The 26,534-nt window shown below is 72.9% G+C and carries 23 protein-coding genes; 19 read left to right on the top strand and 4 right to left on the bottom strand.

The genetic code is table 11. The features are described 5' to 3' along the window. Positions 1 to 20 precede the first annotated feature (20 nt). Positions 21 to 848: a hypothetical protein gene (locus ACQP0U_RS16735; RefSeq protein ID WP_433308059.1), complete on the bottom strand. Its 828-nt coding sequence runs from the start codon at positions 846 to 848 to the stop codon at positions 21 to 23. 215 nt (positions 849 to 1,063) lie between these two features. Here ACQP0U_RS16735 and mptB point away from each other — a divergent pair, with 215 nt between their 5' ends. From mptB to ACQP0U_RS16640, 19 genes are all read left to right on the top strand, one after another. Then, on the top strand, positions 1,064 to 2,467 hold the full coding sequence (gene mptB / locus ACQP0U_RS16730; RefSeq protein WP_433308057.1) for a polyprenol phosphomannose-dependent alpha 1,6 mannosyltransferase MptB: 1,404 nt from the start codon (positions 1,064 to 1,066) through the stop codon (positions 2,465 to 2,467). Then, on the top strand, positions 2,464 to 3,681 hold the full coding sequence (locus ACQP0U_RS16725) for a glycosyltransferase 87 family protein (protein WP_433308054.1): 1,218 nt from the start codon (positions 2,464 to 2,466) through the stop codon (positions 3,679 to 3,681). Before mptB ends, ACQP0U_RS16725 begins: the two co-directional genes overlap by 4 nt. A 65-nt stretch (positions 3,682 to 3,746) precedes the next feature. Beyond that, the gene (locus ACQP0U_RS16720) at positions 3,747 to 4,196 is read left to right on the top strand and encodes a ribonuclease domain-containing protein (protein WP_433308051.1); all 450 of its coding nucleotides are present in this window, start codon (positions 3,747 to 3,749) and stop codon (positions 4,194 to 4,196) included. 86 nt (positions 4,197 to 4,282) lie between these two features. Beyond that, the gene (locus ACQP0U_RS16715; protein ID WP_433308048.1) at positions 4,283 to 4,648 is read left to right on the top strand and encodes a barstar family protein; all 366 of its coding nucleotides are present in this window, start codon (positions 4,283 to 4,285) and stop codon (positions 4,646 to 4,648) included. Positions 4,649 to 4,872: 224 nt separating this feature from the next. Then, positions 4,873 to 5,814, top strand: a complete 942-nt coding sequence (locus tag ACQP0U_RS16710) for a hypothetical protein (protein ID WP_433308045.1) — start codon at positions 4,873 to 4,875, stop codon at positions 5,812 to 5,814. Between the two features lie 123 nt (positions 5,815 to 5,937). Next, positions 5,938 to 7,107: a hypothetical protein gene (locus ACQP0U_RS16705; protein ID WP_433308043.1), complete on the top strand. Its 1,170-nt coding sequence runs from the start codon at positions 5,938 to 5,940 to the stop codon at positions 7,105 to 7,107. A 17-nt stretch (positions 7,108 to 7,124) separates the two neighbouring features. Then, positions 7,125 to 7,553 (top strand): hypothetical protein, encoded by a 429-nt coding sequence (locus ACQP0U_RS16700; RefSeq protein WP_433308042.1) that lies wholly within the window; start codon positions 7,125 to 7,127, stop codon positions 7,551 to 7,553. 45 nt (positions 7,554 to 7,598) lie between these two features. Then, entirely contained in the window at positions 7,599 to 7,853 is a 255-nt protein-coding gene (locus ACQP0U_RS16695) for a hypothetical protein (protein ID WP_354994239.1), read from the top strand. Between the two features lie 2 nt (positions 7,854 to 7,855). Beyond that, complete coding sequence (locus ACQP0U_RS16690; RefSeq protein ID WP_433308040.1) at positions 7,856 to 11,077, top strand: hypothetical protein; 3,222 nt, start codon at positions 7,856 to 7,858, stop codon at positions 11,075 to 11,077. Beyond that, entirely contained in the window at positions 11,074 to 12,555 is a 1,482-nt protein-coding gene (locus ACQP0U_RS16685) for a hypothetical protein (RefSeq protein WP_433308038.1), read from the top strand. Before ACQP0U_RS16690 ends, ACQP0U_RS16685 begins: the two co-directional genes overlap by 4 nt. Positions 12,556 to 12,557: 2 nt before the next feature. Then, the gene (locus tag ACQP0U_RS16680) at positions 12,558 to 13,058 is read left to right on the top strand and encodes a hypothetical protein (protein WP_354942799.1); all 501 of its coding nucleotides are present in this window, start codon (positions 12,558 to 12,560) and stop codon (positions 13,056 to 13,058) included. Positions 13,059 to 13,224: 166 nt separating this feature from the next. Further along, a complete protein-coding gene (locus ACQP0U_RS16675; RefSeq protein WP_433308036.1) occupies positions 13,225 to 13,722 on the top strand; it encodes a hypothetical protein in 498 nt (165 codons plus the stop codon). Further along, a complete protein-coding gene (locus ACQP0U_RS16670) occupies positions 13,719 to 15,746 on the top strand; it encodes a hypothetical protein (RefSeq protein WP_433308034.1) in 2,028 nt (675 codons plus the stop codon). Before ACQP0U_RS16675 ends, ACQP0U_RS16670 begins: the two co-directional genes overlap by 4 nt. Positions 15,747 to 15,758: 12 nt before the next feature. After that, the gene (locus tag ACQP0U_RS16665; protein ID WP_433308032.1) at positions 15,759 to 16,082 is read left to right on the top strand and encodes a hypothetical protein; all 324 of its coding nucleotides are present in this window, start codon (positions 15,759 to 15,761) and stop codon (positions 16,080 to 16,082) included. A 1-nt stretch (position 16,083) separates the two neighbouring features. Further along, positions 16,084 to 16,593, top strand: coding sequence for a hypothetical protein (locus ACQP0U_RS16660; protein WP_433308031.1), 510 nt, complete (start codon positions 16,084 to 16,086; stop codon positions 16,591 to 16,593). Then, positions 16,586 to 18,022, top strand: a complete 1,437-nt coding sequence (locus tag ACQP0U_RS16655) for a baseplate J/gp47 family protein (protein WP_433308029.1) — start codon at positions 16,586 to 16,588, stop codon at positions 18,020 to 18,022. Before ACQP0U_RS16660 ends, ACQP0U_RS16655 begins: the two co-directional genes overlap by 8 nt. Positions 18,023 to 18,031: 9 nt before the next feature. Then, positions 18,032 to 20,380 (top strand): hypothetical protein, encoded by a 2,349-nt coding sequence (locus ACQP0U_RS16650; protein ID WP_433308027.1) that lies wholly within the window; start codon positions 18,032 to 18,034, stop codon positions 20,378 to 20,380. Positions 20,381 to 20,393: 13 nt separating this feature from the next. Beyond that, positions 20,394 to 21,521: a hypothetical protein gene (locus ACQP0U_RS16645; RefSeq protein ID WP_433308025.1), complete on the top strand. Its 1,128-nt coding sequence runs from the start codon at positions 20,394 to 20,396 to the stop codon at positions 21,519 to 21,521. 137 nt (positions 21,522 to 21,658) lie between these two features. Then, positions 21,659 to 22,438, top strand: a complete 780-nt coding sequence (locus tag ACQP0U_RS16640; RefSeq protein ID WP_433308023.1) for an AfsR/SARP family transcriptional regulator — start codon at positions 21,659 to 21,661, stop codon at positions 22,436 to 22,438. A gap of 218 nt (positions 22,439 to 22,656) precedes the next feature. Here ACQP0U_RS16640 and ACQP0U_RS16635 read toward each other — a convergent pair whose 3' ends face one another. The 3 genes from ACQP0U_RS16635 to ACQP0U_RS16625 form a co-directional block, all read right to left on the bottom strand. Further along, positions 22,657 to 24,150: an FAD-binding oxidoreductase gene (locus ACQP0U_RS16635; RefSeq protein ID WP_433308021.1), complete on the bottom strand. Its 1,494-nt coding sequence runs from the start codon at positions 24,148 to 24,150 to the stop codon at positions 22,657 to 22,659. Between the two features lie 150 nt (positions 24,151 to 24,300). Continuing rightward, complete coding sequence (locus ACQP0U_RS16630) at positions 24,301 to 25,026, bottom strand: HD domain-containing protein (RefSeq protein ID WP_433308019.1); 726 nt, start codon at positions 25,024 to 25,026, stop codon at positions 24,301 to 24,303. An 80-nt stretch (positions 25,027 to 25,106) separates the two neighbouring features. Then, positions 25,107 to 26,462: a pectate lyase family protein gene (locus tag ACQP0U_RS16625; protein WP_433308017.1), complete on the bottom strand. Its 1,356-nt coding sequence runs from the start codon at positions 26,460 to 26,462 to the stop codon at positions 25,107 to 25,109. Between the last annotated feature and the right edge of the window lie 72 nt (positions 26,463 to 26,534).

Raw genomic sequence — 26,534 nt, 5'->3', positions numbered from 1 at the left:
GCAACCGAGAGCCGGAACAACTACTCACCATCAAGCGATCGTGAAGAAGGTTGCGGTGGGACTCGCGGTGTGGGTGCCGGCTCTCGTGAGGGGTTGGCGTGGCGGTGGAGGAGTTCGGCGATCCACCGTGCGGCTTCCCGCTGGGTGGTGAGCATGTGGTCGCGGGCGTCGGCCAGGTCGTGGTCGTCCGCGTGATTGTCCAGGATCGTCGCCCACTGGCGGCTCAGCTCCTCGGCGTACCGGGCCTTCCGGATCTGCTCGTCGAACTGGTATTCCAGCTTGACCAGGCGATCGACGTGCGGCTGGAGCGCCGGCATGATCCGTTCGTCGAGTCGTACGGCGGCGTCGGGGCGGCAGGTGAGCGTGACGTCGCCGCGCTGGTAGTGCCACAGGGGATCCTCGGCGAGCGCCCGCTGCAACGCGACCTCCAGGTCACCGGCCCGGTGCGGCGGCAGGTCCCGGGCGGCGTCCGCGGCGAGTCGGGTCAGTCGCTGGATGGCGTGCGGTTGGAAGTACTGCACGTACCAGCTCAGCACCTCGGACCGCAGGCTCGCCGGCGACGACCAGGCGAACGTGGCACGGACGTAGAACGAGTACACGTACCCGCGTGCCGGGACCGCGATCAGCCGGGGTGCGTCGCGTTGTTCGACGAGCGGGCCGGACGGCGACGGCGGGGCGGCGGACCCGACGGGCGCCTCGTCCTGGAGCGCGGCGACCAGCCGGTCCCAGCTACGCGCCCACCACCGCCAGCCGCGCACCCCGGCGTCGCGGGCGATCGTCAACCCTCGTACGCCCCGGTGTCGCCACAGGTCCGTGGGCCTCGGCCTCCCGTCGGGGGCGTCCGTCATGGCACCCCTCCACGGTCACGGATCCGCGTTTCACGCTAACAACCGGTGACCGATATGCCCGCCGCCACGCCGTCGCCGAGCGGACCGCATACCGACACGAACCAGACCACGCGTCGTCGATGGTGGGGCGGCCGAGCCGGTACGGACATCGTGCCGTCGCCTGCTGATCGTCCGGGCGTCGTGTGGCGGTCAGCCGTGGACGACATCCTGCCCGGGTGCGCACACTGCCGACCGTCGTCGCGTACCGGCTGCTCGGGGGCGTCGGTGCCACACTGCTGTCCTGCGCCGGCCTGGCCGCCGGCGCGCTCCCCGTCGGCGCGCACGCCGCCTGGTGGAGCGCGCTGCGGCAGCTCGCGGGGCCGGGTCTGCTCTGCGGGTACGCCGGTCTGACCCTGCTCGTCGCCGCCTGGTGGTGGGCGGGCCGGCACCCGCACGCACCCGACGAGGTCGTCGACCGTCGGTCCGCCGCGCTCACCCTGCTCTGCTGGGCGGGGCCGTTGCTGGTGGCGCCACCGCTGTTCAGCCGGGACGCGTACAGCTATCTGGCGCAGGGCGCGATGGTCCTCGCCGACATCGACGTGTACCGGCACGGGGTCGCCCAGTTGGGCGGCGCGTTGGCCGGTGAGGTGCCGCAGATGTGGCAGCAGACCCCCGCGCCGTACGGACCGGTGTTCCTCGCGGTGGCGGCCGTGGTCACCGGGGTGACCGGCGGCAAGCTGGTGCTCGGCGTGCTCGGTCTGCGTCTGGTGGCGCTGGCCGGGGTGGCGCTGCTGGTGGCGTACCTGCCCCGACTGGCCCGCCACTGTGGCGTCGACCCGGCCGCCGCGCTCTGGCTGGGCGTACTCAACCCGCTCGTGCCGCTGCACCTCATCGCGGGCGCGCACAACGAGGCGGTGATGCTGGGGCTGTTGGTGGCCGGGCTGAGTGTCGCCTTCGAGCACCGCTACGGCGCGGCCACCGTGCTGGTCACCCTCGCCGCGCTGGTCAAGGTGCCGGCGGTGGTCGGGCTGCTGGTGATCGTGTCGCTCGCCGCGCGCCACCGCGGGCTGCCGGCCTCGGTGGCGCGCACCGCCGGGTTCGCGCTGGGCACCGCCGCCGTGGTCACCTGGGCAACAGGCATCGGGTACGGGTGGGTCGGCGCGCTCGGCACACCGATGTACCGGCACAGCTGGTCGATCTCCAGCGCGCTGGGTCGGGTGGCGTTGCGCGCGGCCGGTCGGTTCGGTCTGCACCTGGGCGACGCCCCGATGCGGCTCTGCCTGGCGCTGGGCGTGGCCGCCGTGCTGGCCGTGGCGGTCGGCGCGTGGTGGCATCGGCGGCGGCTCGGCCCGGCGTACGCGCTGGGGTTGGTGCTGGTGGCGGTGGCGCTGCTCGGCCCGGCGACCCGGCCCTGGTACGCGCTCTGGGGCCTGGTGCTGATCGCGGCGGCGGCGCACGGGCGGGCCCGGCCGGTGGCGGCGCTGGGCGCGGTGGTGCTCGCGTTCGTGGCGCTGCCCAGTGGCTTCGGACCGGACGCGGCGCAGGCGGTGCTGGCCGCCGCCGGGGTGCTTGTGGGGTTGCTCGCGGTCGGTTCGTTGCGTCTGCTGGCGCCGCGGGCCGCGGTGCAGGTGGCTCGATGAGCGCGGCCCGGCGGCAGGTGGTGACTGTGCTCGCCCTGGTCACCGTGCTCGCGGTGGCGATCACGGTGCTGCCCGGGCATCGGGGCTGGTTCGACGTCGGTGTCTACCACGGCGCGGTCGGGCACTGGGTAGGCGGCGGCGACCTGTACGAGTGGACCACCGGCAACGGGTACGGGTTCACCTATCCACCGTTCGCCGCGGTCAGCATGCTGCCGATGGCTGCGCTGGCCTGGTACCCGACGATCGTGGCGAACCTGCTGCTCACCGCCTTGGCCGTCGCGTTCCTGCTGCACCTGCTGGTGGACCCGTTGGCCCGGCGGCACGGCTGGACCCGCTGGTACGCCCTCGCGTTGGCCTGCTGTCTGCTGGCCGGGCTCAACCCGGTACGGGACACGGTCAGCTTCGGGCAGGTGAACCTGCTGCTGGTGGCGCTGGTCTACGTGGACCTGTGGTTGCTGGAGCGGGGCAGTCGGCTGGCCGGCGTGGGGATGGGGCTGGCCGCCGCCGTCAAGCTCACCCCGGCGATCTTCATCGGGTATCTGCTGGTCACCGGGCGCTGGCGGGCGGCCGCCACGGCCATCGGCACCGCCATCGCCGCCACCGCGGTCGCGGCGGTGCTCGCGCCGCAGGCCAGCCGCACGTTCTTCACCGAGGCGCTGTGGGACACCGACCGGGTCGGTGAGTTGGCGTACGTGTCGAACCAGTCGCTGCTCGGTGTGGTCGCCCGGCTCGATCCGGCGCACCCGGACCGGCGGCTGTGGCTGCTGCTTGTCGTCGCCGTGCTGGCGGTCTGGATGGTGCGGGTGCGGCGGGCCGTCCGCGACGGCGACGAACGGGCCGGCTTCGCGCTGACCGGCGTCGCCGCGTGCCTGGTCAGCCCGGTCACCTGGGTTCATCACCTGGTGTGGCTGGTGCCGGGGCTGGTGGTGCTCGCCGCGTCCACGCTGCCGTGGCCTCCGGTGGACGCGACGGCCCGTTGTCGGGCGCGCGCCGGCCTCGCCGGCTACGTCGTGCTGTGCAGTGGGCTGGTCTGGGTCTTCGCCAACGGGTCGGCCGGACCGTGGGGGTTCGTGGGCGCCAACGCGTACGTCTGGGTCAGCATCGGAATGCTCGCGCTGCTCCCGATCGAGCGCGCCGAGACAGAAGATCACTCGGGGTTCATCGAGCATTGTGGAGCAGTTGGGGTGCCGAGGGGTGTTGCGGCCGACCGGTAGCGGTGAGACTGGGCCCGGTCCGACAATCACGCGGATCAATGGATTGGATGGTCTGGAGGCAGCCTGTGTCCACCCTCGTGTCCCCGCTGGCCACGCTCGGCGCGATCCGCCGGCGTACCACCACCCTCGCCCTGCTCCTCGCCATGGTCGCCGCCGCGCTGGTCGGCCCGTCCGTGGTAGCCCCCCGGTTGACCGACCCGGCATCGGCTGCGGTCTACAGCTCCTGCACCATGAGCCGCTGCGCGGATGCCCGTACCGCCCGCTCGGGCTGGTCCGCGAAGGGATTCCCGACCAGCCGCGGCTGGTACTCCTGGAGTGGGGGGAAGTCCAACTTCGCCGGCGGCCAGTTCTACAACTACGAGGGTCAACTGCCCACCAACGCCACCTACCACGAGTACGACGTCTACCCGCGCACCCAGGGCGCCGCCCGGGACGCGTACCGGATCGTGGTGAACCGCAGCACCGGGGTCACCTGGTTCTCGCCCAACCACTACACCGACTTCTACCGGCTCTGACCGACCCGGGGCCGGCCGCTCGCGGTCGGCCGGCCCCGCGTCGTCGCCCCGGTCGGATCTCGCCCGGCCAGATCAGGAGGCACAGGATGGTCGACGAGGACGCGGCTCGGATGCCCGACTGGCTGATCGTCTCCCGCGACGAAGGCCTCGACGTGCCTGGCGCTGTGGTGCTGGCCGGAGCGGCGACCCGGACCAGGGCCGGGCTGTTCGCCGCGCTCGCCACCGCGCTGACCCTGCCGGCGTACCTGGGGAACACCTGGGACGCCCTCTCCGACGTGCTCCGCGACCGGCTCGGCGCCGGCCCGCTCACCCTGCTGATCACCGACGCCGGCCAGTTGCTCGTCGACGAGCCGACCGATCAGTACGCCCTGCTGCTCGCCGTGCTCGGCAACCTCGCCAGCAACGCCCAGCATCCCCTCCATGTCGTCCTGCACGAGGCGCCGTCCTCCTGATCGACGAGCGGGCCGCGCCTCCCGCCGAGGCCGCGCCGGAGCGAGGCCGCCGGGGTCAGCCAGCCGAGAACCGGTGATTGGCTGTGTGGGTGCTCAGTTCCCGACAGTCCGGGCCGGGCCCGGGCACGGTGACGGTGGCGGTGACGCTCGGGTGACGGGCCCTTCGCGATCCTCGTGCCGAGCCGGGCACTGTGCACCGGCGTGGGCAGCGGGGAGGCCGTGCGGTGGACTTCGTCGACGGGGTGCTGGTGCGGTTGGCCGATCCCGGCACCCGCGCCGCGCTCTTCGATGACGCGTCGCTGGCGCACCTGGTCGAGGCCGCGTACGACACCGAGGCGATGCCGGTCGGGCCGCCCTACGCGGCGGTCTTCGACGAGCTGACCCTCGGCTTCGCCGCCGCGCCCGTCACGGTCGCCGAGGGGGAGTGGCTGGGCTCCGGCGGCACCACCCGGACCGAACTGCGCGTACGCCTGCACGGCCTCGGCGGCTCGGCGCTGCGCATCGACGCCCTGTGGCGGGGCAGCCTGGTGGTGCGGACCAGCGCCGCCCGGGACCGGGTCGAGGACCTCGACGTGGCGGTGCCCGCCTTCGACGTGGACCCGCAGATCGTCGCCGACCTGGGCGCGCTGCCGGCCGACCCGGCACAGCTGGAGGCCGAACGGCGTACCCGGCTGGTGACCCGGCTGCGGGCCGGTCTGCACCAGCCGGCCGCGTTCACCGACGCGCACCTGGACCGGCTCCTCGACGGTGTCGGCGCCACGAACGCAGGCGACCTGGTGGCCCGGATGCGCGGGCAGGCCGCCGGGGCCACCGTGAAGCTGCGCTACGCAGCGCCGTCGGCCGCCCCGCCGACGCCGCGCCCGCTGCCGTTCGCCGCCGCCGTGCTCATCCGCGACCGGGGCTTCTCCCTGGCCGACCTGCTGGTCGAGACCCGCCTGGTGCGGGCCCGCGCGGAGGAACTCGGCCTGGACGTGCCCGCACCGGACGACGTGCGACGGCGGCACCGGGTGGTCGCCGTCTGGGTGGTCCCCATCGAGACGTTCGACGACGACGGCTGGCCCGGCGGAGACGCCGGCACCGACGCGCAGAAACGGGCCGCCCGGTTCGCCCGGGCCGGTCAGTGGCTCGCCCGCAGCGGCATCGGGCTGGCCGCCCTGAACTCCTGAGCCGCACAACGACCACGGCGGCGGGGAGCCGCACAACGACCACGGCGGCGGGGAGCCGCACAACCACCACGGCGGCGGGGAGCCGCCCCAAGACCGCAGCAGCAACTTCGTCCGGGAGGACCCGTGGCACCGACAGCAGCATTCCCGTACATCGAGGTCCGGATCGTGCCGCCACCGGCGCCGCTGGCCCAGCGCTCGCCGGGTGTCATCGCGGTCGTGGGTAAGGCGCCGTCCACGGCCGACGGTGGTTCCGCGGCGGCGAACACGCCGGTGCGGATCGAGACCCTCGACGATGCGGTCACCAACTTCGCCCGCCGGCAGGCCGGCAACGTGGTCCGCAACGCCCTCTACAACTCCCTTGAGCTGGCGTTCCTGCAGGACCCGCGCCCCGCGAAGGTGTACGGGGTCAAGGTCGCCGGCGACGACTACGCCGCCGCCCTGAGCGGCCTGGAGGCGGCCGACGACGTGACGATGGTGTCGCTGGCCAACGAGTCGGGCGTCGGCAACCCGGCCGGTGCGGGCGCGCCCACCGGGCTGCACGCGCTCAAGGCGCACGTGGAGACGATGTCCGCGGCCGGTCAGCGGCGGATCGGCTTCGCCATGGTCAACCCGGCCACCGAGAAGGGCCCCAGCTACGTCGCTGACATCACCACCGCCGCGAACCCGCTCAAGAGCAGCACCAGCCGGATGGTGATGATCGCCGCTCGGGGCGCGGACGGCGACGCGGCCACCGCCGCGATGGCCGCCGTGGCCGGGCTGCCGGTGCACCACAGCATCGTGCTGAAGAAGATCCGCGGGGTCGCCATTCCGGTGGCCAAGCAGTACAGCCCGGCGGAGATCAAGGGGCTCTCCGAGGCCAACCTGACGCCGATCATCGACCCGACGCTGATCACCGGGGAGAGCCTGCACTTCGCCGACGGGCGGCTGTTCACCTCCGACGCGAGCCTGCTGCACGTGGACCTGGTGCGCACCCTCGACCAGATCGAGTTCATGCTGCGCGCCGGCCTGATCGGTCTGGTCGGCGACGCACGGATCACCAAGCCGGGCATGACGCTGCTGAAGACCCAGGTCGACGGCATCCTCGGCCCGCTGAAGCGGCAGGCGGTGATCGACGACTACCGCATCGAGATCCCGGTGCTGGACATCCTCGGCATCCCCGAGGTCGCGCGTACCGCCACCGACACCTCGATCGTCACCGCCGCCCGGGCCGACCGCACCGTCGACCTGGTCGTCACCGTCACGTACGGCCCGGCCGTGAGCCGCCTGCTGGTCACGCTCGTGGCCAAGTTCTGACCCGGAGGAACCAGACCATGGAGTGGAAGACCCGCCTCGCGGTGCAGTACACCAAGGGCACCGAGACGGTGCTGATCAGCCCGATCGACTCGTTCAGCCCGTCCTTCTCGCTCAACATCGAGGCGCTGCACTCGTGCGAGGTGACCCACCTGGGCGCCATCCACGCGCCGGTCTCGATGAACTTCACCATGACCGTCAAGGCGATCGGGGACGTCGCCGGCCGGCTCACCAAGCTGGCCCTGGACGGCGAGTTGTTCGACATCGCCCTGCTGGAGCACACCGGCGACGACTGGTCGTTCTCGTCGTTCGTGCTACGGGACTGCCTGATCACCAGCGCCACACCGACCACCGCCACCATCTCCGGCGCGCCGGCGGCGACCTTCAGCGGCTTCAGCCTGGCCGCCTCGGTCGACCCGAAGACCGGCGACCCGTCCGCCCTGCCCTGACGGGCCGACGACAACCCGCCGACAACGACTGACCGGAGGTAGCAGATGGCGACCGGTGCTGGCCGTGCCGCCCGCGTCACCCGTACCGGGCTGGCCCTGGTGCACGCGGGTGAGCTGGTGCTGCCCGCAGCCGGTAGCGAGGCGGAGGCCGAGCAGGTGGCCGAGGACGACCGCGCGGTCATCGCGTACCACTTCCCGGTGGAGATCGAGGTGGTCGCGGCCGGCGGCGCGGTCGACGCCGACGCGCTCGCCGACCTCGCGCTGGCCCGCCTCGCCGAGCACCTGGACGGGCGGTTCTGACGGTGGCCATCTCGGTGCACGTTCCGGTGCGGATCCGGGTGGACGCCCGGTCGCTGGCAGACCGCCCGGAGGCGGTGACCGACGCGCTCGGCGCGGCGCTGGCCCGCGCGCTGGAACGTTCCCGCCGCGAGGTGGTCGCGCCGCACGGCGGCTACCTGGAGGTACGCCCCAACCCGCCGGAGTTCCGGTGGACGGGCGCGGGCCTGCAGGGCGTGTCCCCGGACGACCGGCGGGCGGTCGAGGCCCGGCTGCGCCGGTGCGTCGACGAGGTGGTCACCGCCGCCCGGTTGGACCCGGGGCTGCCGCCCGGGGTGGTGCTGCCGCTGAGCGAGCCGGCGGAGGAGCTGTTCGACAGGCAGCGGATGCGTCACCTGCTGGCCGTCTACCGGGTGCCGTCCTACGACGACGGTGGCGACGCCGCCGAGGTGCCGGTGGACGGCGACGAGCCGCCTCCGGTGACCTACCAGTGGCTGTTGCGACCAGCCACCTACCTGGCCGGTCACTTCGCCGAGCTGGCTCGCGAGGCGGTACGCCAGCACGGTGGCCTGCCCTCCGGCGCCCCACAGGGGATCATCGCGCGGGTGGTCGGCCCCGACGGCCGCGCGGTCTGGGCGATCATGGTGACCACCACTCCACTGTCGGTCCTGACCTTCGACACGTTCGGCGAGACGGTGTTCCGGGCCACCCCGCAGCCGCACTTCGAGGTGGAGGCGCGGGTGCCCAGCCCGCAGCCCGGGACGGTGGAGCGTCGACCGGTCACCGACCGGGCCGCGCTGGTGGCCATGGTGGACGGTGAGCTCGGCGACGACATCCGGCAGCGGCTGCGGATCGCCCAGCCGCGCGGCGAGACGACGAGCGTCGAGGAGTACCGGACGCAGATCGAGCGGGCCGTCGACGCGGAGGTGACCCGGCGGGTCGACGGAATCCTCGCCTCGGTGGGCGGGGCGCTGCCGACCAGCCTGGTGGTGGTGCGCGTCGGCGGGGTGTCGCTGCTGCTGGTGGGCACCGAGGAGACCGACGCCACGCTGCACTGGACCGGTACGGCCAATCTGCTGCCGATCAGCGTCGAGCACCGCCCGGCGACGCCGCCGGACCCGAACGCGCCGCCCGGCGGCGGCATCGGCACCGGCACGGGTGGCACCGGCGCGGGCGGCACCGGTTCCGGCAACGGCGTCGGCACCGGCAGCGGACCGGGTGGCACCGGCGTCGGCGGCCTGGGCACCGGCACCGGGCCCGGCGGTGACGCCGGTGGCAGCGGTGGGGACGGCACCGGCGGCACCCGGCGGGGTGGGTTCGTCTTCGACCCGAGCAGCCCCAGCGCCCCACCCGGAGTCGAGGGTCGACGGTTCCCCGCCGTCACCGGCCAGCACTCCGAGCTGCGGGCCTGCGCGCCGTTCAATGGCGAACCGGAGCTGGACGCGCTCGGCCCGGACGGCGACGAGCTGCGCCGGCTGATGGACGACATCGCGTTCCGGTTGCAGATGGGCGACCCGTGCCGCTACCCGGCGAACTTCTGCCTCCAGGCCGCCGCCATGCTGCGCGGTCGGGCCGCGGCGATCAGCCTGCTGGTCGGCTCGAGCGAGCGGGAGGCGTTCACCCGACCCGTACCGGAGGGCAGCGGCCGGCTCGGCCCGCTGGACTTCCGGCCGGTCGCCTCACCCGCCGTGCAGTTCCTGCGGCACCTGGCCGGGGTGGTGCCCCGACTGGACCGCCTCGCCCAGCTGGTGATGGGCCGCTACAGCCAGCCCGAGCACTTCGCCCGGATCCAGGGCGGCTGGATCGACACGTCCGCGTCCTGGAACCTGCACTTCATCCAGGCGTTCAGCCCCGCCGTCAAGGGCGCTGTCGGGCAGCTGTTCATGGTCGGCAGCCAGGCCATGCTGGTGCAGCTGCTGCTCAGCTCGCGGACCGGCATCGACGCGCGGATCGCCAACTTCGACAGGTACGCCCCGATCTTCGAACGGCTGATCGTCTCCCAGCTCACCGACTACGCCGAGCTTCAGGGGCTGCGCGAGCGGCTGCGCCGCCACGAGGCCGCCCGCTGGGTGTCCGCGCACACCGACATCGGCGGCGGCACCCTCGCCACGGTGAGCATGGCCAACCCGTCCACCGCCTGGTACGGGGCGGCCCGCGCCATCTCCAGCGCCTTCCTCGCCACCGAGGCTGCCCTGAGCAGCCCCGGCGCGGCCGGCGAGATCGTCGAGACCGACGGCACCACGCGCATCCGTGACTCGCACGCCGTGCTCTGGACCCTCCCCGAGATCGAACAGGCGCTGGTCATCCAACGCGGCGAGGCCGAGGGCATCGACCCGCTGGTCAAGCAGATCACCGACCTGCCCGACGTGCTGGCCCGCTTCGCCGGCAACCGGTCGGCGATCCGCGACGAGCTGTGGCGGGTGCTGCAGGACATGCGGCGCAACAACACCGAGATGCTCGGTCGCGCCCGCGCCGACGCCGCGTTCGCCTTCCGGTCCAGCCGGATCAGCGAGCACATCCCGTCGGCCACCATCCCCCGTGGACGCTTCGCGCTGCAGGGCATCCACCTGGCCACCCACCAGCAGATCGGTGAGTTCTTCGGCGGCAACCTGTACTACGCCACAGGCGTCGACGACCTGTTCGCCACGGAGCTGGGCCGGGAGGCGCTGAGCGCGTTCGCCGTCATGGTCGGGATCATCGCGCTGTCGCTGCTCTGCCCGCCACTGGGCTTCGTGGTCGGGGTCGCCGTCGCCGCCGTGGACGTGGCACACGCCCACCAGCGCGAGCGCCTCTACGGCTCGATGCTCGACCCGGAGCTGGTGCTCACCCGCACCGAGGTCGAGGTCGAGCTGTTCGCCGCGTACCTCGGGTTGGCGTTGTCGCTGATCCCGGAGGCCGGCACCATCGGCGGCGCGGCAGTGCGCGGCGGCCGGGTCGCGCTGCGCTTCGGCGTGCGCGCCGGGCTGCGCGCCGCCCGGGGGTACGTGGTGCGCCGCGTCACCCGGCAGATCATCGAGGCCGCGTCCCGTGACCTGCTCCAGGGGTTCCTCACCGAGATCCTGCTCAACGAGGTGCTGGAACGGGTCGTGCAGAAGCTGATGGAACCGGTGCTCGCGTACGTGGAGCGGGAGGCGATGCTCAGCGGCGCGGTCGGCGGCCCGGAGGGAGCCCGGTTCATCCTCATGGTGCTCGACTCCCAGCCCGGTGGGGCTGCTGCCGGCCCGCGTGTCCCGGTGGTGCGGCCGTGACCGGGCCGCGCCGGTTCCGCGCCGGCCGGTTCCTCGACGCCGCCGCCGTGCACGCCGCCGCCGACGCGAACCCGCGGCTGCGCCAGTTCATGCGCACGATCGCCGCGCACAGCGAAGCCGGCGAGGTGCGCTCCCGGCGACTGCTGGAGCACCTCATCCGCCGCATCGTCGACGACGTCGGCGACCTGCACCTGGGCAACGCCCTCAACCGGCTGGAACGCATCGCCGTGCTGCGGGACAACATCGCCGCGATCCTCGACCACGTGCTGGAGGGCGGCACCCTGCCCGAGGGGGTGCGGGTGGCCACCCTCGGCGAGTACTTCGACCAGCTCAACACCGAGATGCGCGAGCTGAGCCGACCCCGCGACGGCATCGTGGGGGACGCGCCGCTGCGGCTGGCCGACGACTCCGCCGCGTACGCCGACTCCTTGCTGCGCGAGTTCGACGCAGCAGGCGGCGGCGCGGCCGGCCGGCACGTCGAGCCCGCCGCGATCGTCGGCGACGCGTTCCGGGCCATGCCGGCGGACCGGCAGGCCGCGTTGCGCCGCGCCGCCGAGCTGGAACCGGCAGCGCTCTGGCGCGCGGTGGCCGCCGAGGGCGAGGGCGGCAAACGGACCGCCGTCGCCGACCTGGAGACCCGCCTCGGTGGCCGGCTCAGCCCCGACGAGGTGACCCGGCTGCGCGCCGCCGTTGACGACCTCGGTCGCGCCCGCTCCCGCGGTCTGCAGATGAGCGAGGCCCGGCTCGCCGACGCCCTCGCCCGGATCGGCGACCCCGACCTGCGGGCGGTCGTCGCCGGGGGAGACGTCTGGCTCACCCAGCAGCTCGCCGTGCACAACCCGGAGGCCCTCGCCACCCTGTGGCGGCGCTTCCGCGACCGGGGCGGACGCGCCGACGACGGCCCCGGCTTCCGTGCCTACCTGCGGCACGACATGGTCACCTACGGGCGGGGCGTCCTCGGCGAGTACAGCGCCGCGTTCTCGCTGAGCAGCATCGAGCTGTTCCTGAAAGGGCCGGACGCCAACGTCAAGGTCGCCGGCACCGACCTGGTCGGCATCGGCCACGACGGCTGGGTGTGGCTGATCGACGACAAGTCGCACCGGGCCGCCAGCGTCGGCGGGGTCAGCGCGCTCACCGACAACCTGGTGACCAACCTGCGCCGCGACGCCGCCGACTTCCGGGACGCCATCGCCCGGCTGCAGCGCGACGACCCCGGCTTCACCCCCGACCCGCGCATCCTCGACGCGATCTCCCGGATGGAGGACGCCGCCGCCGAGATCGACCGGATCAACAGGCGCGGCTCCGCCTCCACCCGGCCCGCCCGGATCAGCGCCGCACTGGAGGCCCGCCGCCTGCGCCTGCGGGTCACCAGCGCCGCCGGCGAGGTCCGCGAGATCACCCAGGCGCTGCGCGACCTGGGCCTGGCCGTCGAACCCACCGGTACGCCGGTGCCGCTGCCACCCACCGGAGGGCGCTGAGCATGGCCATCACCAGTAGCTTCATGCGGTACGGCACGGTGCCGTCCGCGATCATCAGCGACGGGATCCTGCCCATCCCGCTCTGGGCGGTCACCGCCATCTCGCTGGCCGAGACCTACCACCTGCCGCCGATCGGCTCCACCGCGCACAAGGCCATCGTGGCCACCCACGACGACACCATCACCCTGACCGGGGTGCTTGTCGGCGCGGAACGCTACGCGTGGAAGTTCGCCCTGGAGACGATGGCCGAGGCGAGTAAACGCGGCACCGCCCTCGCGGCGTACTCCGGGGGGAAGTTCGGCGGGCTGATCCTGGTCACCTCGATGACCATCCGCACCGACATGCAGGTGCAGTCGCTGACCTTCAACGCCTCGGCCGCCCGCCGCGACGTCCTGGACACCACCATCACCCTCGTCCACGTGCCCCGTCCCAGCCTGCTCGGCAAGCTGCTCGACGTGGCGAGCATCGGAGTCGGCGCCCTCGCCGACGGGTTGGGGAACTGATGCCACGGTTTCCGATCGACCGTTACCTGCTGCCGGAGACACCCGTCGAGGTGCCCGACGGGTTCACCGAGGTACGGCAGAACCTCACCGCCGGTCTTCCGCACCGCGTCGAGCTGGGCGCCGGCGTGCACGCGGTGCTGATCCTGCCCACCGGGCTGGCCCGGCAGTGGCTGCACACCGACCCGCTCGCCGTGGTCAGCAGCTCCGCCGACGACCTGACACCCCGGCCCGCGCCGCCGGCCGCGCCCCGCCGCCGGCCCTGGTCGGCCGGGTGCCGCTGCGCCTCGTCGTCCGGCAGGGCACCCGGATCCTCGGCTCGGTGCCGCTCGCCGCCGGTCTGCGCCGGGTCTGCCCCGACGCCGGCCCGACGACCGACACCGGCTCGTCGACCGACGCCGGCTCAGCTCCGATCGCCGTGGAGCTGCTGGTGCTGACCTGGCTGCTGCACGCCGGGACGGTACGCGGATCCGGCGACTACGGCTCGTCCATCGCGCTGGCCTGGCGTCGGGCCGACCGCGCGGTGGACCAGTTCGGGCCACCGCCGATCAATCAGTTCGTCTGGCGTCGCCGCCCACCCGCGCAGCGCGTCGAGTCCGAGCTGGGCCCGGCCCGCCTGCGCTACCGGTACCTGCTCGACAAGAAGCTGCGGAGGGTGCTTCGATGACGCTCACGCCGTTCCAGACCGGCCAGGTACGCCAGGGCGCGGTCGGCAACGACGCCGGCTGGACCCTGACGTTTCACCGGGAGACCCCGACCGGGCTCAGCCAGGACGCCGCGCTCACCCTGTCCAGCGCCGACTACTACGCGGCCATCGACGCCGCGCTCCCCGACGGGCTGGGCCCCGGCGCGTACACGATCACCGTGCAGGGGCTGATCGACGAGCACTTCGCCGCGCTGCGCACCGCCGAGGGGCAACCGCCGCTGGTGGCCAAACTGCACCTGTACTGGCGCGACGCGAACACCTCGGTGGGCGCGTTCTTCACCAACCTGGTCGGCGTCAACGCCGGCCCGACCCCGGCCGAACTGACCCAGGCGCTGGTCGCCGTGCTGCGGGTGACGAAGGTGCGCCGGCTCACCGGCGAGCGGACGTACGACACCGAGCTGACCCTCGTCGAGCAGGCGTACGCCCGCCTCGGCCAGCGGGTCGCCGAACGGTTCGAGGCGGCCACCTTCACCGCCGCGATCCGGGCCGTCGCCGAGCGCACCCGGGTGGACATCGCGACCTGGGGCGGCAACCCGGACGGCACGATGACCCGGGGCGCCACCGAGGCGGCCGGTGACGAGCGGGTGGCCTTCGGCGCGGGCCTGCTCTACCGCGCCGCGGTGGAGCGGATCGGCGGCGCGTTGCAGCAGTCGCTCAACGCGTACGGGCGGGGGATGCTGCTGATCCGCGACGGCACCGTGCACGTGGGCAAACGGCCCGTCCCCTACCCGGAGGGGGAGCCGAAGCCGCTCACCCTCGCCACCGGCCTGCTGGCCTGCACCGAGAACGGCAGCCAGGACACCGACCCGTACGCCGCCACCGAGTCCGGCGGCACGCCGGCACCGCGCCGTCGGGCGTGGACACTGACCCTCAAGGGCCGCCCCGACCTGAAGCCCGGCGACCTGGTTCTCTTCGACCCGCCGGCGGTGGACGAGGCCACCACGCTGGGCAGCGTCGGCGCGGCGCTGCTCGGCTCGTTCGCGGCCCCGTTCGCCCCGTCGACAGGGGAGTTGGGCCCGGGGGCGAAGCTGCTCTACCTCAGCGCCGCCCGGCACACACTGTCGCGTACCGCCGGTTTCGTCACCGTGGTGCAGGGCGTCGAGGTCACCTCGGGCGCCCAGGCGTGGGACAGCTGGAGCGACGCCTCCGGGGTGGGCACCGCCGAGCCGGCCGGCCCGGCGTCCTCGCCCGGGGTGGCCGCCGCCGAGGCGGTGCGTCGGGCGGCCCGCGCCGCCCGGGGCGAGACGCGCGGTCTGGAGATCGGCGAGGTGCGCGCGGCCGCCACCAACGCCAGCGGCGCGGTCGAGCCACCGGCGCAGACCGAGACGGTGTGGGAGGGGCTGGCCCGCCCGGACGGGCGCCCCAACGGTGCCCGCCGCCTGCCGGTCCGCCGGGAGCAGCCCGCGCCGCTGCCCGGGGTGACCTACCTGACCCCGTTCGCCTGGGGTGGTTGCGGGCTCATCCTGCCCCGCTACCCCGGCACCCGGGTGGCGCTCGCGTACCGCAACGGCGCGCCCGACGACCCGGTGGAGGTGGGCGCCCTCTGGCCGACTGGGCACGCGCCGGTGTCCCAGCCGGGGGACTGGTGGCTGTCCCTGCCGGTCGGGGTGGCGAGCAACAGCCGCTCGTCGATCGGCGACACGGTGGTGCCCGCCGACCACGACGGCAAGGTGGCCCACGACCTCACCGACGGTGACGGCAACCGGGTCATCGAGCTGGGGGAGTTGACAGTGCGGGTGGGTCGGGCCCAGTTGCAGGGTCGCGGTCAACGCCCGGCCCGCGCCGAGGAGGCCGACAGCATCACCATCGAGCACGCCGCCGGTGGGTCGTCGATCGTGATGAAGCAGGACGGCTCGATCACCATCACCGCCACCCAGATCGACCTGGACGCGGGCAACGGCGCGGTGAACATCAGCGGCGGCACCGTCAACATCGCCGCCGACGACGTCGACGTCCAGGTCGACAACGCGATGAACGTCCACTGAGGAGCGAGTGACATGGCTTTCGTGCTCACCACGTCGAGCGACGTGCACTGCCCCAACCAGGGGAAGGTCACCCCGGCCGGGCAGAGCAAGCTGACCGTCGACCACGTCGCGGTGACCCGCCCGGACGGGATCAGCGGCAAGTCGGTGGCCGGGTGCACCATCACCACCAGCAACTCCACGAAGCAGTGCGGCACGGTGACCACGGCGACCGGAGCCGCCAGCAAGCTCAAGGTCGGCGGGTCCGGGGTGGCCCTGGACTCGCTCAGCGGCGCCACCGACGGCTCCAGCCCCGGACTGTCGGCCAGTGCCGGGCAGACCAAGCTGAAGGCGGTGTGACATGGACCGGACCGAGCGCGAACGGCAGGCCGCCCAGCGCCGCTACCTCGGCTGGGGCCTCGCCTTCGAACCCACCATGCCGGGCGTGGACCTGGCCCGCGACGTCGTCTTCGACGACGGCCCGAACGGCCGGGTGCTGGCCCTCGTCGCCGGCACCGAGAACGTGGCCCAGAGCCTCGCGGTGGCGCTGACCACCCTGCGCGGCTCGAACGTCTTCGACGCCACCTTCGGCTTTGACGGCCTCAACGCCCTCGCCGAGCAGATCGAGCCGAACCTGATCCGCGAACAGGTGCGCATCGGCATCATCACCCTGCTCGACCGCGATCCCCGCGTCCGCAAGATCGTCGATGTCAACCTCGACGACGGTCGGCTGGGCGTCGGTGCGGCAGGCACCGATGACGCCGCCGCGGCGGCGCTGCGCTCGTCTCGCACCCTCCAGGTGCAGGTCCAGTTCGAAACCATCACCGACGACCGGCTCTCGGTGCATCTCGGGGAGCTGCCCAGTGTCTGATCCGACCCTCCCGGCCGAGCTGGCCGACGTTCTGGCCGTCGACGCCGCCGCGCTGCGGGCCACCGGCTCGACCGGCTTCGGCATCGTCGAGACCGGCTTCGTGCCGAAGTCCTTCGCCCGGCTGCTCGCCGAGAAACTGGCCACCGCCCGGCTGCTCTTCGGCGACGACATCGACCTGACCAGCGGCGCCGTGCTGCGCAAGGTCCTCGAACTGGCCGCGTTGGAGGACGCCCGGCTGTGGGCGGCGCTCGGCGCGGTCTACGACAACTCGTACGTCGTGTCGGCGACCGCCGACGCGCTGACCCGCCTCGGCGAGGAACTCGGCATTCCCCGGCCCTACCTGTCGGCGCGGGGCACGGTGAAACTGAAGCTGAAGGCAGCGCTGCCCACCGGCCGCACCCAGCTCACGCTGCCCCGGGGCGCTCGGCTGTCCACACCCGGCGGGCACCACGTGGCCCTGGACGAGACGGTGGTGCTCTCCGCCGCCGTCGCCGAACGGGTGCCGGCCGTCGCCGCCTTCTACCCCGGCGCGGCGCACAACCTCGACCCGACCCAGGCCAGCCAGAAGATCGACAGGTGGAACCGGGCCGACACCCTGCTGGCCGACCTGGACGACGCCGAGCAGGCCGCTGGCGCCGAACTGGTGGAGATCACCCACACCGTCGCGTTGACCGGGGGCGAGCAGCAGGTCTCCGACGCCCGCTACCGGCAGCTGCTGCTGGCCGCGCCCCGCTCGATCTGGACGGCCGAGGCGATCGGCCTGGCCGTGGCGACAGTGCCCGGCGTACGCCAGGTGCAGGTCTTCGACGGTCGGGGCGGGTTGGACCTCAACCAGTCCATCTTCGGCAATTTCAACTTCATCGAGCGGGTCTTCAGCACCGAACGTGACCTGGGCAATCCGTACTACGTCACAGTGCTGGTGGCGCCCACCGCCGCGGCCATCTGGGACGGCCCGGACGGGTTGCACGCCGCCGTCGAGTCGGTCATCGAGGACCTGCGCCCGGTGGGCATCTTCGCCTCGGTGGACCGGGCCGACGAGGTGGGCATCGGCGTCGAGGCCGACCTGGTGATCCGGGGCCTGCCGCTGCCCACCGGCTCGAAGGAGACGGTGAACGCCTCCACCGCCGCCACCGAGCTACGGGCCCGGCTGCACGCCCGGCTGCGCCGCTACGTCGACGAGCTGCCCTTCGGTGAGCCGGTCCGTGCCGCCGAGGTGATCTGGACGCTGATGAACGAGCCGGGCGTCGCGGACGTCCGCGGACTGCGGCTGGTCCGTTTCCCGGCCGACTCGGCGGTGGTGGTGACCGGCAGCGCGCCCACCGGCGACGGGGTGCAGCGGCTGCCGGTCGGCGACAACGCGGTGCTCGCCGCGAACCAGGTGCCCGTCTACGTCGACCGGGACGACCCCCGGCCGTTCCGGATCGTCTGAGCGGGGGCAATGGTGACCGACATCCGGGTGCCGGTGGACGGGGCCGACCCGTCCGTCGAACGTAACCTCGTCGACCAACTGGAGGGCCCGTACCCGGGCACCGTCCGGCGGGTGGTGGTGCCGATCGCCGCCAGCGGCGCGGCGGTGGTGGACTGGACCAGCCGACACCCGCTGCTCACCGTGGTGCTGCGCCGGGACCTGGTCGAGGAGTCCGTGCGGGTGACGGTCACCGTCGACCCGGGCGGGACCGGCGAGCGGGTGCTGCCGCCGGTGGTCTTCGCGCCCTGGTCGGCCGCCGGGGCGTCGGTGCCCGCGTACGTGCCGGACACCTCCGACGAGCCGCTTGTCGCGTCGTTCCCGGTCGCCGTGGCGGTCCAGCGGTCCGTCGACGGCGGCGCCGCCACGGCGGTCACCGGTACGGCGCTCACCGGGCTGGTCGAGCTGGCCGTGCTGGAGGGCAACCTCGGCCGGCTGCTCTACCTGGTGTCGTACGAGAAGCACCGGCTGCGTCGCGCGGCCCGGGAGGTGCACGCGTACCGGACCCTCGCGCACGCCCGACGCGACGCGCTGGACCGCATCGGCGCGGACGTGGGGGTGGCCCGCTTCGTCGACGAGCTGGTGCACGAGCCGGCCAAGGGTGAGGTGTACGCGCGCCGGCTGGCCCCGCCGGCCCGTGAGCCGGACGCCGCGTACGCCCACCGGCTCGGGCTCTACCGGCGGTTCCTGCTGCCCACCCCGGGCGCGGTACGCCACCTGCTCAACGGCCCCGGCGCGGAAACCGACCCGAACGCCGGGCTCTTCGCCGACCTGCCCGGCGGCGCACGGTTCACAGTGCGCGAGGACGACGACCGGTTCGCGGTGGCGATCCGGCTGGTCGCCGTCGGCGATCCGCAGCACCGCACGAACTTCCTCGCCCAGTTGCGCCGCGACCGCCTGGTGCTGCCCGCCAACACCCCGCCGAACAACACCACGCACGCCGGCCGGGCGTTGCCGGCCAGCCGGTTGACCGAGGTCACCGCCCTGCGGGCCAGCCTGCGTCAGTCGTACACCTTCGACAGCGCCCACGGCGTCGCGCCGCCGCTGGCCGCCGCCCTGGACCGCGCCGGGCGGGTCTGCCGGGCGCTCGGCTCGACGATCGTGTGGCAGGTGACCCGGGCCCAGGACGACGCCGGCGGCAGCCGCTACGAGCTGGGTCTCGGCGTCGACGTCAGCTGGCCGACCCCCGCGCAGGCCACCGATCTGCGCAACCGGGTGCTGGACTCCGGCCGGACACCCACCGGCGACCGGACCGCCGAGGCGCTCATCGCCGCGGCCCGCGCCGCCGGTGTGCCCACGGTGAGCGCCGACGGCGAGCTGGCCTGGCTGTGGCGGGTGTGCGGGCTGCCGACCGTGCACCGGATCAGCACCACCCGGATGTACCTGTCGCACCTGCCCACCCGAGGGTTGGCGGTGACCGCGCCGCTGAGCGCGGCCCTCGGCGCGGACACGGCGGTCGAGGCGCAGTTCTACGCGCCGGGCGACCCGGCCGGCAACGCGCTGCTGCTGGCCGGTCTGTCCGCCGCCGCGCGGGCCTGGACCGACTCCGGGGAGCCGGCGTGGGCGCCGCTGACCGACGCGGTGGCCCGGACCCGGTGGGCGGCGGTGCCGACCCGGCCGGCCGGGCAGCCGGTGGACCAGGTGCTGGCCGCCGCCGGCCTGCCGGCGGTGCGGGACCCGGCGCCGGTGGTGGCCGCGCTGAACCGGCTCCCCGACGAGCTGGTGGAGACCATCGAGCTGCCGGCGGCCCTCGCCGGCGCGCTGATCGCCGGTCAGCCGGCCGCCGGCGAGCGGCTGGCCCGGCTGGTCCGGCTGCTGCGCGACAGGCACCTCGCCGCCGCGCTGCCGCTCGTCGAGACGGGCAACCGGGTGCTGCTGGTGTGCAGTGTGATCGGCCTGCCCCAGGCCGGGCTGAACCTCAGCGAGCGCCGGGCCACCGGATTCCGCTGGTACACCGTCGGGCTCGGCGGCGGCACGGCGGAGATCAAGGCGGTCGGCGCGCGGACCACGCTGCGCCCCACCCACGCCGGGCTGGTCGCCGTGGTGGCGCTCTCCTACGTGCGCACCGGCCTGACCGACCCGTACGAGTTCCGGGTGGAGCTGCCCGACGGGGTGACGTTGACCCTGGCGCAGTACGAACGGCTGATGAACGCGCTGACGCGGGTCTGCCCGCTCGGGGTGGAGATCAACACGTTCGGCATTCGGCGCGACCACGTCGACCTCGACGACGACGGCACGGCCGAGCCGCTGCGCCCGGCGGTGGCCCGCACCTTCCGCACCTTCCAGCAGCGCCGGCACCGCGGCGTGTACGACCAGCTCTGAGAGGGACATCATCATGGCGAGCGAGATCAACTACGACGGGCTGACCGTCACCGAGCTCTACCGGATGTTCACCGAACACGGCATCCCGCAGTCGGACGCCAGCGTGCTGGTCTCGTCCTGGATCTACGAGAACGTGGGCAGCGCGAAGCGGGTGTTCAGCTACGCCGAGTCGTTCCCCGCTGTGGAGCCGGGCTGCGCGCCGCCGCCGTTCGCCCGCACCTTCGCCCACAGCGACTGGGTCGACGGCGAGGACGTGGTGCAGGCCGGTCAGACCCCCGGCGAGCAGGGTTTCAACGAGCGGTTCCACCGCATCGAGCACGACCTGGACCACCTCGGGACCGACCTGGCCAAGGCGTTCTCCTGCATGGCGGCGATGCGGGTGAGCCTGCGCCGGCTGCTCGACGAGATCCGCGCGGAGATCAACCGGCTGCACTCCACTGTGCACGAGAACAAGGTGACCCTCGGCCCACACGTCATCGAACAGATCCCCAACTACATCAGCACGTTGGACTTCGGCAAGTACATGGGCACCACGATGTTCCTGGACAAGAAGGTCAGCATCTGGCAGACCAAGGCCGGGACCATCGTGCTGCCCGCCGTGGAGACCCTCGGCGTGGACGTGGTCGCCGGCCCGAAGGTCCGGGGCGCCGCCTATCTGGAGCGGTACGCGGCCGAGAACGGCGACGTCCGACAGCGCTTCCCGCGCGAGGTGAAGCTGACGGAGTTCATCCGCTTCTTCGGCGACGACGAGCTGGCCGACGGCCGGACGGTCCGCGACGTGCTCAAGGTGCTGCCGGCCGAGACCGCCTACCAGAGTGTGGACGCGATGTTCGCCGAGGTGAGCGAGCGGGAGGCGGTGATCGTCCGGACCACCGTCGGCGCGCAGTCGGCGGTCTCCGCCGCGCTCGGCATCGAGGCCGAGCTGGAGAACGTCGCCGACGCCGACATCGCCATGCTCGCCGGTGTGCCGACCAAGGCCCGGGCCGCGCTGACCCGCGCCGGGATCAGCACGCTCGGCAAGCTGGCCGATGCACAGCCCGAGCAGGTGCTCGGCATCATGAAGGAGGCCGGGGTACGCGCCGAGGTCGGCGACGCCGCCGAGTGGACCGCGTACGCCCGGACGCTGAGCAAGCTTCGCTGAACGGTCGGGACCCGATCCGGCGAACGGTTGATCTACGCCGCTCGCCGGGTCGGTGAAACGACACTGCGCTGGCGCATCGACCGTCCACACCCGAGCGTGGACCTGCCACGGGGCGATCGGGTGCGAGAGGCGCAAGCATGGCTGTGCACGAGGTAACGCAGGACCGTCGCACCCGGGCAACCGAGACCGACGCGGGGCAGCCCGCCCGGTACGTGCTGCGGCTGCTCGGTGGGTTCGGGTTGGAACGCGACGGGCGGGAGGTGGCGGTGCCGCAGGGCGCCCGCCGACTGCTGGCCTACCTCGGCGTACGCCAGCGGTGCGCCCGGTCCGAGGCCGCCGGCACGCTCTGGCCGGGCTCGCACGAGGAGCGGGCCCGGGCCAACCTGCGCACCATGCTCTGGCGGCTGCACCGGATCACCCCCGAGCCGCTGGTGGAGGAGGACGACCGGCTGGCCCTGGCCGCCGGGGTGACCAGCGACGTGGCGACCCTGGGCGCGGCGGCCGGCGCACTGCTGAGCGGTGGTGTGCCGGTCGCGGTCGGCCCCGGCGTGCCGACGTTGGCGACCGGTGAGCTGCTGCCCGGCTGGTACGACGACTGGGTGCTGATCGAGCGGGAACGGCTGCGCCAGACCCGGCTGTACGCGCTGGAGACGCTCGCCGAGTGGCTCACCGCGCAGCGCCGGTTCCGTGAGGCCGCGCAGGTGGCGTTGACCGCCGTGCAGTTGGAGCCGCTGCGGGAGAGCGCCACCCGCACGTTGATCACCGTGCACCTGGCCGAGCGCAACATCAACGAGGCGGTACGCCGGTTCGAGCTGTTCCGCGCCGACCTGGACCGGGAACTGGGTGTCGCCCCGACACCCTGGCTGGAACGCCTGATGCAGGCCGGCAGGTCCGGAGCCGCGCTCCCGCATCCGTGAGCGGCCGCGCCACTCGTCCCGGCCGGCATGCCGTTCCCCTCTCGTGCCCGCCGGCGCCGTACCTCGACGTTCCCCGCAGAACCTTTGCTCTGCACCCCGATAGGCACCGGTCGCGCAGCGTAGCCGTCGCGTCCGTGGGTGCAGAGCAAAGGTGGGGCAAAGGTGGGGTTGGAGGTGACCGACGTGTGGGTGCGGACCCGCACCGCCGGTCATCCGGGTCAGTGCGTCGCGGGCGGGATGCTCTGCTCGTACTGGAAGACGTTGTGCGGGTCGTACTTCGCTTTGATCTTGCGCAGCCGGGGGAAGTTGCGCCCCCAGTAGGCGGTCTCCCACTCGGCCATGCCGATGTTCGGCACGTTGACGTAGGCGCCGTCCACGTAGGGCCGCAGCGCCTGGCTGAACTCGGCGATCCAGGCCTGGGCGATCGGGGTGACGGCGTCGTCGCTGTCGGGCTCGCCGCGGGTGCCCCAGCCGGCGCCCGGCTCGGAGTAGAAGAGCGCGTCGCGGTGCGGGAAGGCCGCGCCACCGAACGGCTCCTGCCGTTGTGCGCCGCTGCCGAAGGCCTGGGTGAAGAAGTTGCTGTCGGGCGAGGGCGCCTTCTCCATGAACGCCTGGATCACGCTTACCGCCTTCGCCGGGAACGGCTCGCGGGTGAACTGGGAGAAGAACTTCCATTTCGCCGGCTCGTCCTCGTTCGGGATCTGGAAGCCGGCGTAGACGTCGCCCCAGCCGCCGATCTGCACGGTGACCGTGGGGTTGCCGATCGACAGGATCGGCGTCAGCAGCTTCCTGGCCTCCGCCTCGGACCCGTCCGCGAGCACCGCGAACAGCAGGATCTCGGTCGGGTGCACCTCGACCTGGGTGCCGAGGCGGGGGTCGGTGAAGGGCGCGACGCGCTGCCAGGCGTCGAAGACCTCGTGCAGGTCGCCGAGTCCGGGCCAGGTCACCTGCAGGTAGGCGACGCTGGTGAGCGGAGCGACCTTGTAGGTCAGGGAGGTGACGATCCCGAAGTTGCCGTTGCCCGCCCCGCGCAGCGCCCAGAGCAGGTCCGGGTAATTCCACGGGTCCACCTCAAGCACCTTCGCGCCGTCTGCGCCCGCCGCCACGACGATCTCCGCGCCGATCAGGTTGTCGCAGGCCATCCCGAGGTAGCGGGTGAGGAAGCCGAAGCCGCCGCCGAGGGTCGCCCCGGACAGGCCCACGGTCCCCTCCGTGCCGGTCGTCGCCGCCAGGTCGTACTCCCCGAGGGCGGTCACCGCCTCCGACTGGTTGAGCCCCGCGCCGACCTTCGCCGTGCGGGTGGCGGTGTCGATGTGGACGTCCTTCAGCTCGCTGACGTCGATCACGATGCCGTTGTCGACGTTCGACCAGCCTTCGAGGTTGTGCCGACCACTGCGTACCCGCAGCGCGACGTTGTGCTGCCGCGCCCAGGTGAGGGCGTTGACCACGTCCCGGGTCTCCTGGGCGAAGACGATGACCAGCGGATAGTGCACGAACAGCTCGTCCCAGCCGAGGCTGGCCTCCGCGTAGTCGGGGCTCTGCGGGCGGACGATACGGCCGGTCAGCTGTGCCGGCGGGAACGTCGTGTCGGAGGGCCACCCGGGACCGTCGGCCGCGATCGCCGAGCTGCCGGCGATCATGCTCGGGATAGCGACCGAGCCGGCGCCGACGGCCGTCGCCCTGAGCAGATCACGACGGGAAAGGTCGCGCATGGTCCGAATCCTCTCGATTGGTGACACGCCCGAAAGATAGACCGAGAGGGTTTTTACCTCTCATCTGGCGCAAACCAACCGTAATGCCCGAGGTTTCCTCGCAGATTCGAGAACTTGTCGCGGAACCCGGTCGGGTGATGCGACGACCCGTCAGTGCGGGGCGGGCTGATCCAGGATGGCGCTGAACCGCTCCTCGGCAAGGTCCAGTTGGCCGAAGATGTGCCGCTTCACCGCCAGTGACAACGGGGTGTCCGGTCGACCGATCAGGTCCCGGAAGAGCGGCACCAGCGGCCGGTACTTCCGGGCCGACGAGATCACCTTCGGCCCGACCGTGTGGATCACGCCCACGCCGTTGTCGGTGAAGTCCGACACCTTGATCACCCGGGCCCAGGGCTCCCGTTCCAGACTGACCGCCAGGTGCTCCCGGTACTGCGTGTTGCGGTCCCGCTCGGGGTCGTACACCGGGTTGGTGACCGCGGCGACCAGGGCGGCCACCCGCGGCCCGAACCGCGCGGCGAGCGCGGCCAGCGCGGCTCCGGTCGGGTCGGTGCCCGGGTCGCCGTCGGCCAGCTCGGTCGGATGGTCCTCGACCGCGTCGTGCAGCAGGCCGGCGACGATCACGTCCACGTCGCGCACCTGGTAGTGGTGCATCAACCGGATCGCCACCCGCAGCAGGTGGTTCAGGTACGGCTCGCGGACGCGTCGATCGTCGCGGTGCAGCTCGGCGGCGAGGTCGAGCGCGGCGGTCAACCGCGCCCGAGCGATGTCGTCGAACTGCTGGACCTCCAACCGGAAACGCTCCAGCAGGCCCGGTTCGCCGTGGATCTCGGTGATCGCGTGCATCGGCATGCTGCCCAGGTGCGGCGGGAAGTCCATGCGTCACTTATAGCCGATCTTCTCCACGTCGATGAGCCCGTGCGTCGCCGACCCGACCGCGAGTCTCGCGCGTCGAGCGGTCAGACCGGCAGTCGGTCGGCGCCGGCCAGCGGGCCCACCAGGACGGGAACCAGCGGCGCCGGCAGGACGGGGTCGCGGCGCAGGGTGGGCGTCCAGCCCGCGTCGGCGGCCAGGTCCGGGTCATGGGTCGCGTTGTACGCCGCCAGCAGGTCGACCGGTCGTGCCGTGCCGCCGCCTTGGCGCACCCAGGAGCCTCGCTCGGTCAACGCGGTCCCGCCCCAGTCGTAGAGCAGGTCCGCCGGGTCGAGCGCCGCGTCCAGGGTGAAGAAGTTGTTCTGCGCGTAGATCGCCGACTGGACACCGACGCCGAGCGCGTACTGGAAGCCGTCCCCACCGAGTCGGTAGTGGTTGTTGTACACGTCGACCTGACCGAAGCGCACCCGGGGCAGCCGTTGCAGGACGCCGTCGAAGAGGTTGTGGTGCAGGGTCACCCTCAGCCGGCCCACGTCCGGGCCGACGGTGTTGGACGAGCCGATCAACAGCAGTTTGTCCCGACCGGTGAAGCGGTTCCACGAGGCGGTGACCAGGCTGGCGGTGTGGGTGACGTCCAGCGACCCGTCATGGACCTGGTACGGCCGACCGAAGTGGACCGGCTGGGCGCTGTCCGGATTGTCGCCGTCGGTGAAGGTGTTGTGGTCGACCCAGACGTTCTCGCTGCGGCGGACCGAGATCTGGTCGTACTGGCTGTTCCAGTTGCCGGCCTCGCCGTCGGTCGGTGACCAGGCGGGGAAGCAGTCTCGCGCGTCGACGAGGGTCAGGTTGCGGACGATGACGTTCGACGCCCGGTCGATCATGAGGGTGAGTCCGGTCAGTCGAGCGCCGCGCAGCCCGACGATCGTGGTGTTCGGGCCGACGTTGATCTGGGTCTGCCGGGTCTGGTTGGCCACCGAGCGCACCCGGGCCTCCTCCAGTGGCCCGCTCGGTGGCACCCGTCCCCACACCGCCGGGTCGTACGCGGCCAGGTAGGCGTCCAGCCGGTACGCCGGGTCGGCCAGGTCGGCGCAGCTCAGCGCGGTGCCGTCCGGTCCTTCGAAGCCGTCGATGGCGCCGTCGACGTAGATGAGCTTCGGGGTGGCGTCGGTGGCATTGCTGGCGTTGTCGCCGCCCAGCGCGGCGACCAGCTCCGCCCGGTTGTGCACCACCCGCGTCCGGTCCGGGGTGGCCGCCGAGCCGCCGGTGGTGCCGGGGCCGTCGGCCGCCCAGCCGTCCCGCTCGGGCAGCGCCTGCCGGCCGAGATGGCGGGCCGTCCAGGAGAGCCGGTCGGCGGAGGACACGTCGGGGCGGGCAGCGGCGGTGGCCGGGGCTGCACCGAAGAGGAGGGCGATCACCGTGGCGCCGCCGAGGATTGCGCGCATCGACTCTTCCCATTCGCTGGTGGTGGTGGGGCGGTCACCAGGAACGGTAGGTTCGTAGTTTTATGGAGGTCA

Origin of the sequence: Micromonospora sp. CA-269861, from assembly GCF_050948505.1 — a bacterium.
GTDB lineage: Bacteria > Actinomycetota > Actinomycetes > Mycobacteriales > Micromonosporaceae > Micromonospora.
The sequence above is the reverse complement of the archived record's forward strand: the minus strand, read 5'-3'. Positions and strand labels throughout refer to the sequence as shown.

Bases quoted from the DNA above. Each gene is read 5' to 3' on its own strand.
- ACQP0U_RS16735 (WP_433308059.1), bottom strand. From the start codon at position 848: ATGACGGACGCCCCCGACGGGAGGCCGAGGCCCACGGACCTGTGGCGA.
- ACQP0U_RS16725 (WP_433308054.1), top strand. From the start codon at position 2,464: ATGAGCGCGGCCCGGCGGCAGGTGGTGACTGTGCTCGCCCTGGTCACC.
- ACQP0U_RS16715 (WP_433308048.1), top strand. From the start codon at position 4,283: ATGGTCGACGAGGACGCGGCTCGGATGCCCGACTGGCTGATCGTCTCC.
- ACQP0U_RS16700 (WP_433308042.1), top strand. From the start codon at position 7,125: ATGGAGTGGAAGACCCGCCTCGCGGTGCAGTACACCAAGGGCACCGAG.
- ACQP0U_RS16695 (WP_354994239.1), top strand. From the start codon at position 7,599: ATGGCGACCGGTGCTGGCCGTGCCGCCCGCGTCACCCGTACCGGGCTG.
- ACQP0U_RS16680 (WP_354942799.1), top strand. From the start codon at position 12,558: ATGGCCATCACCAGTAGCTTCATGCGGTACGGCACGGTGCCGTCCGCG.
- ACQP0U_RS16670 (WP_433308034.1), top strand. From the start codon at position 13,719: ATGACGCTCACGCCGTTCCAGACCGGCCAGGTACGCCAGGGCGCGGTC.
- ACQP0U_RS16665 (WP_433308032.1), top strand. From the start codon at position 15,759: ATGGCTTTCGTGCTCACCACGTCGAGCGACGTGCACTGCCCCAACCAG.
- ACQP0U_RS16660 (WP_433308031.1), top strand. From the start codon at position 16,084: ATGGACCGGACCGAGCGCGAACGGCAGGCCGCCCAGCGCCGCTACCTC.
- ACQP0U_RS16650 (WP_433308027.1), top strand. From the start codon at position 18,032: ATGGTGACCGACATCCGGGTGCCGGTGGACGGGGCCGACCCGTCCGTC.
- ACQP0U_RS16645 (WP_433308025.1), top strand. From the start codon at position 20,394: ATGGCGAGCGAGATCAACTACGACGGGCTGACCGTCACCGAGCTCTAC.
- ACQP0U_RS16640 (WP_433308023.1), top strand. From the start codon at position 21,659: ATGGCTGTGCACGAGGTAACGCAGGACCGTCGCACCCGGGCAACCGAG.
- ACQP0U_RS16635 (WP_433308021.1), bottom strand. From the start codon at position 24,150: ATGCGCGACCTTTCCCGTCGTGATCTGCTCAGGGCGACGGCCGTCGGC.
- ACQP0U_RS16630 (WP_433308019.1), bottom strand. From the start codon at position 25,026: ATGGACTTCCCGCCGCACCTGGGCAGCATGCCGATGCACGCGATCACC.
- ACQP0U_RS16625 (WP_433308017.1), bottom strand. From the start codon at position 26,462: ATGCGCGCAATCCTCGGCGGCGCCACGGTGATCGCCCTCCTCTTCGGT.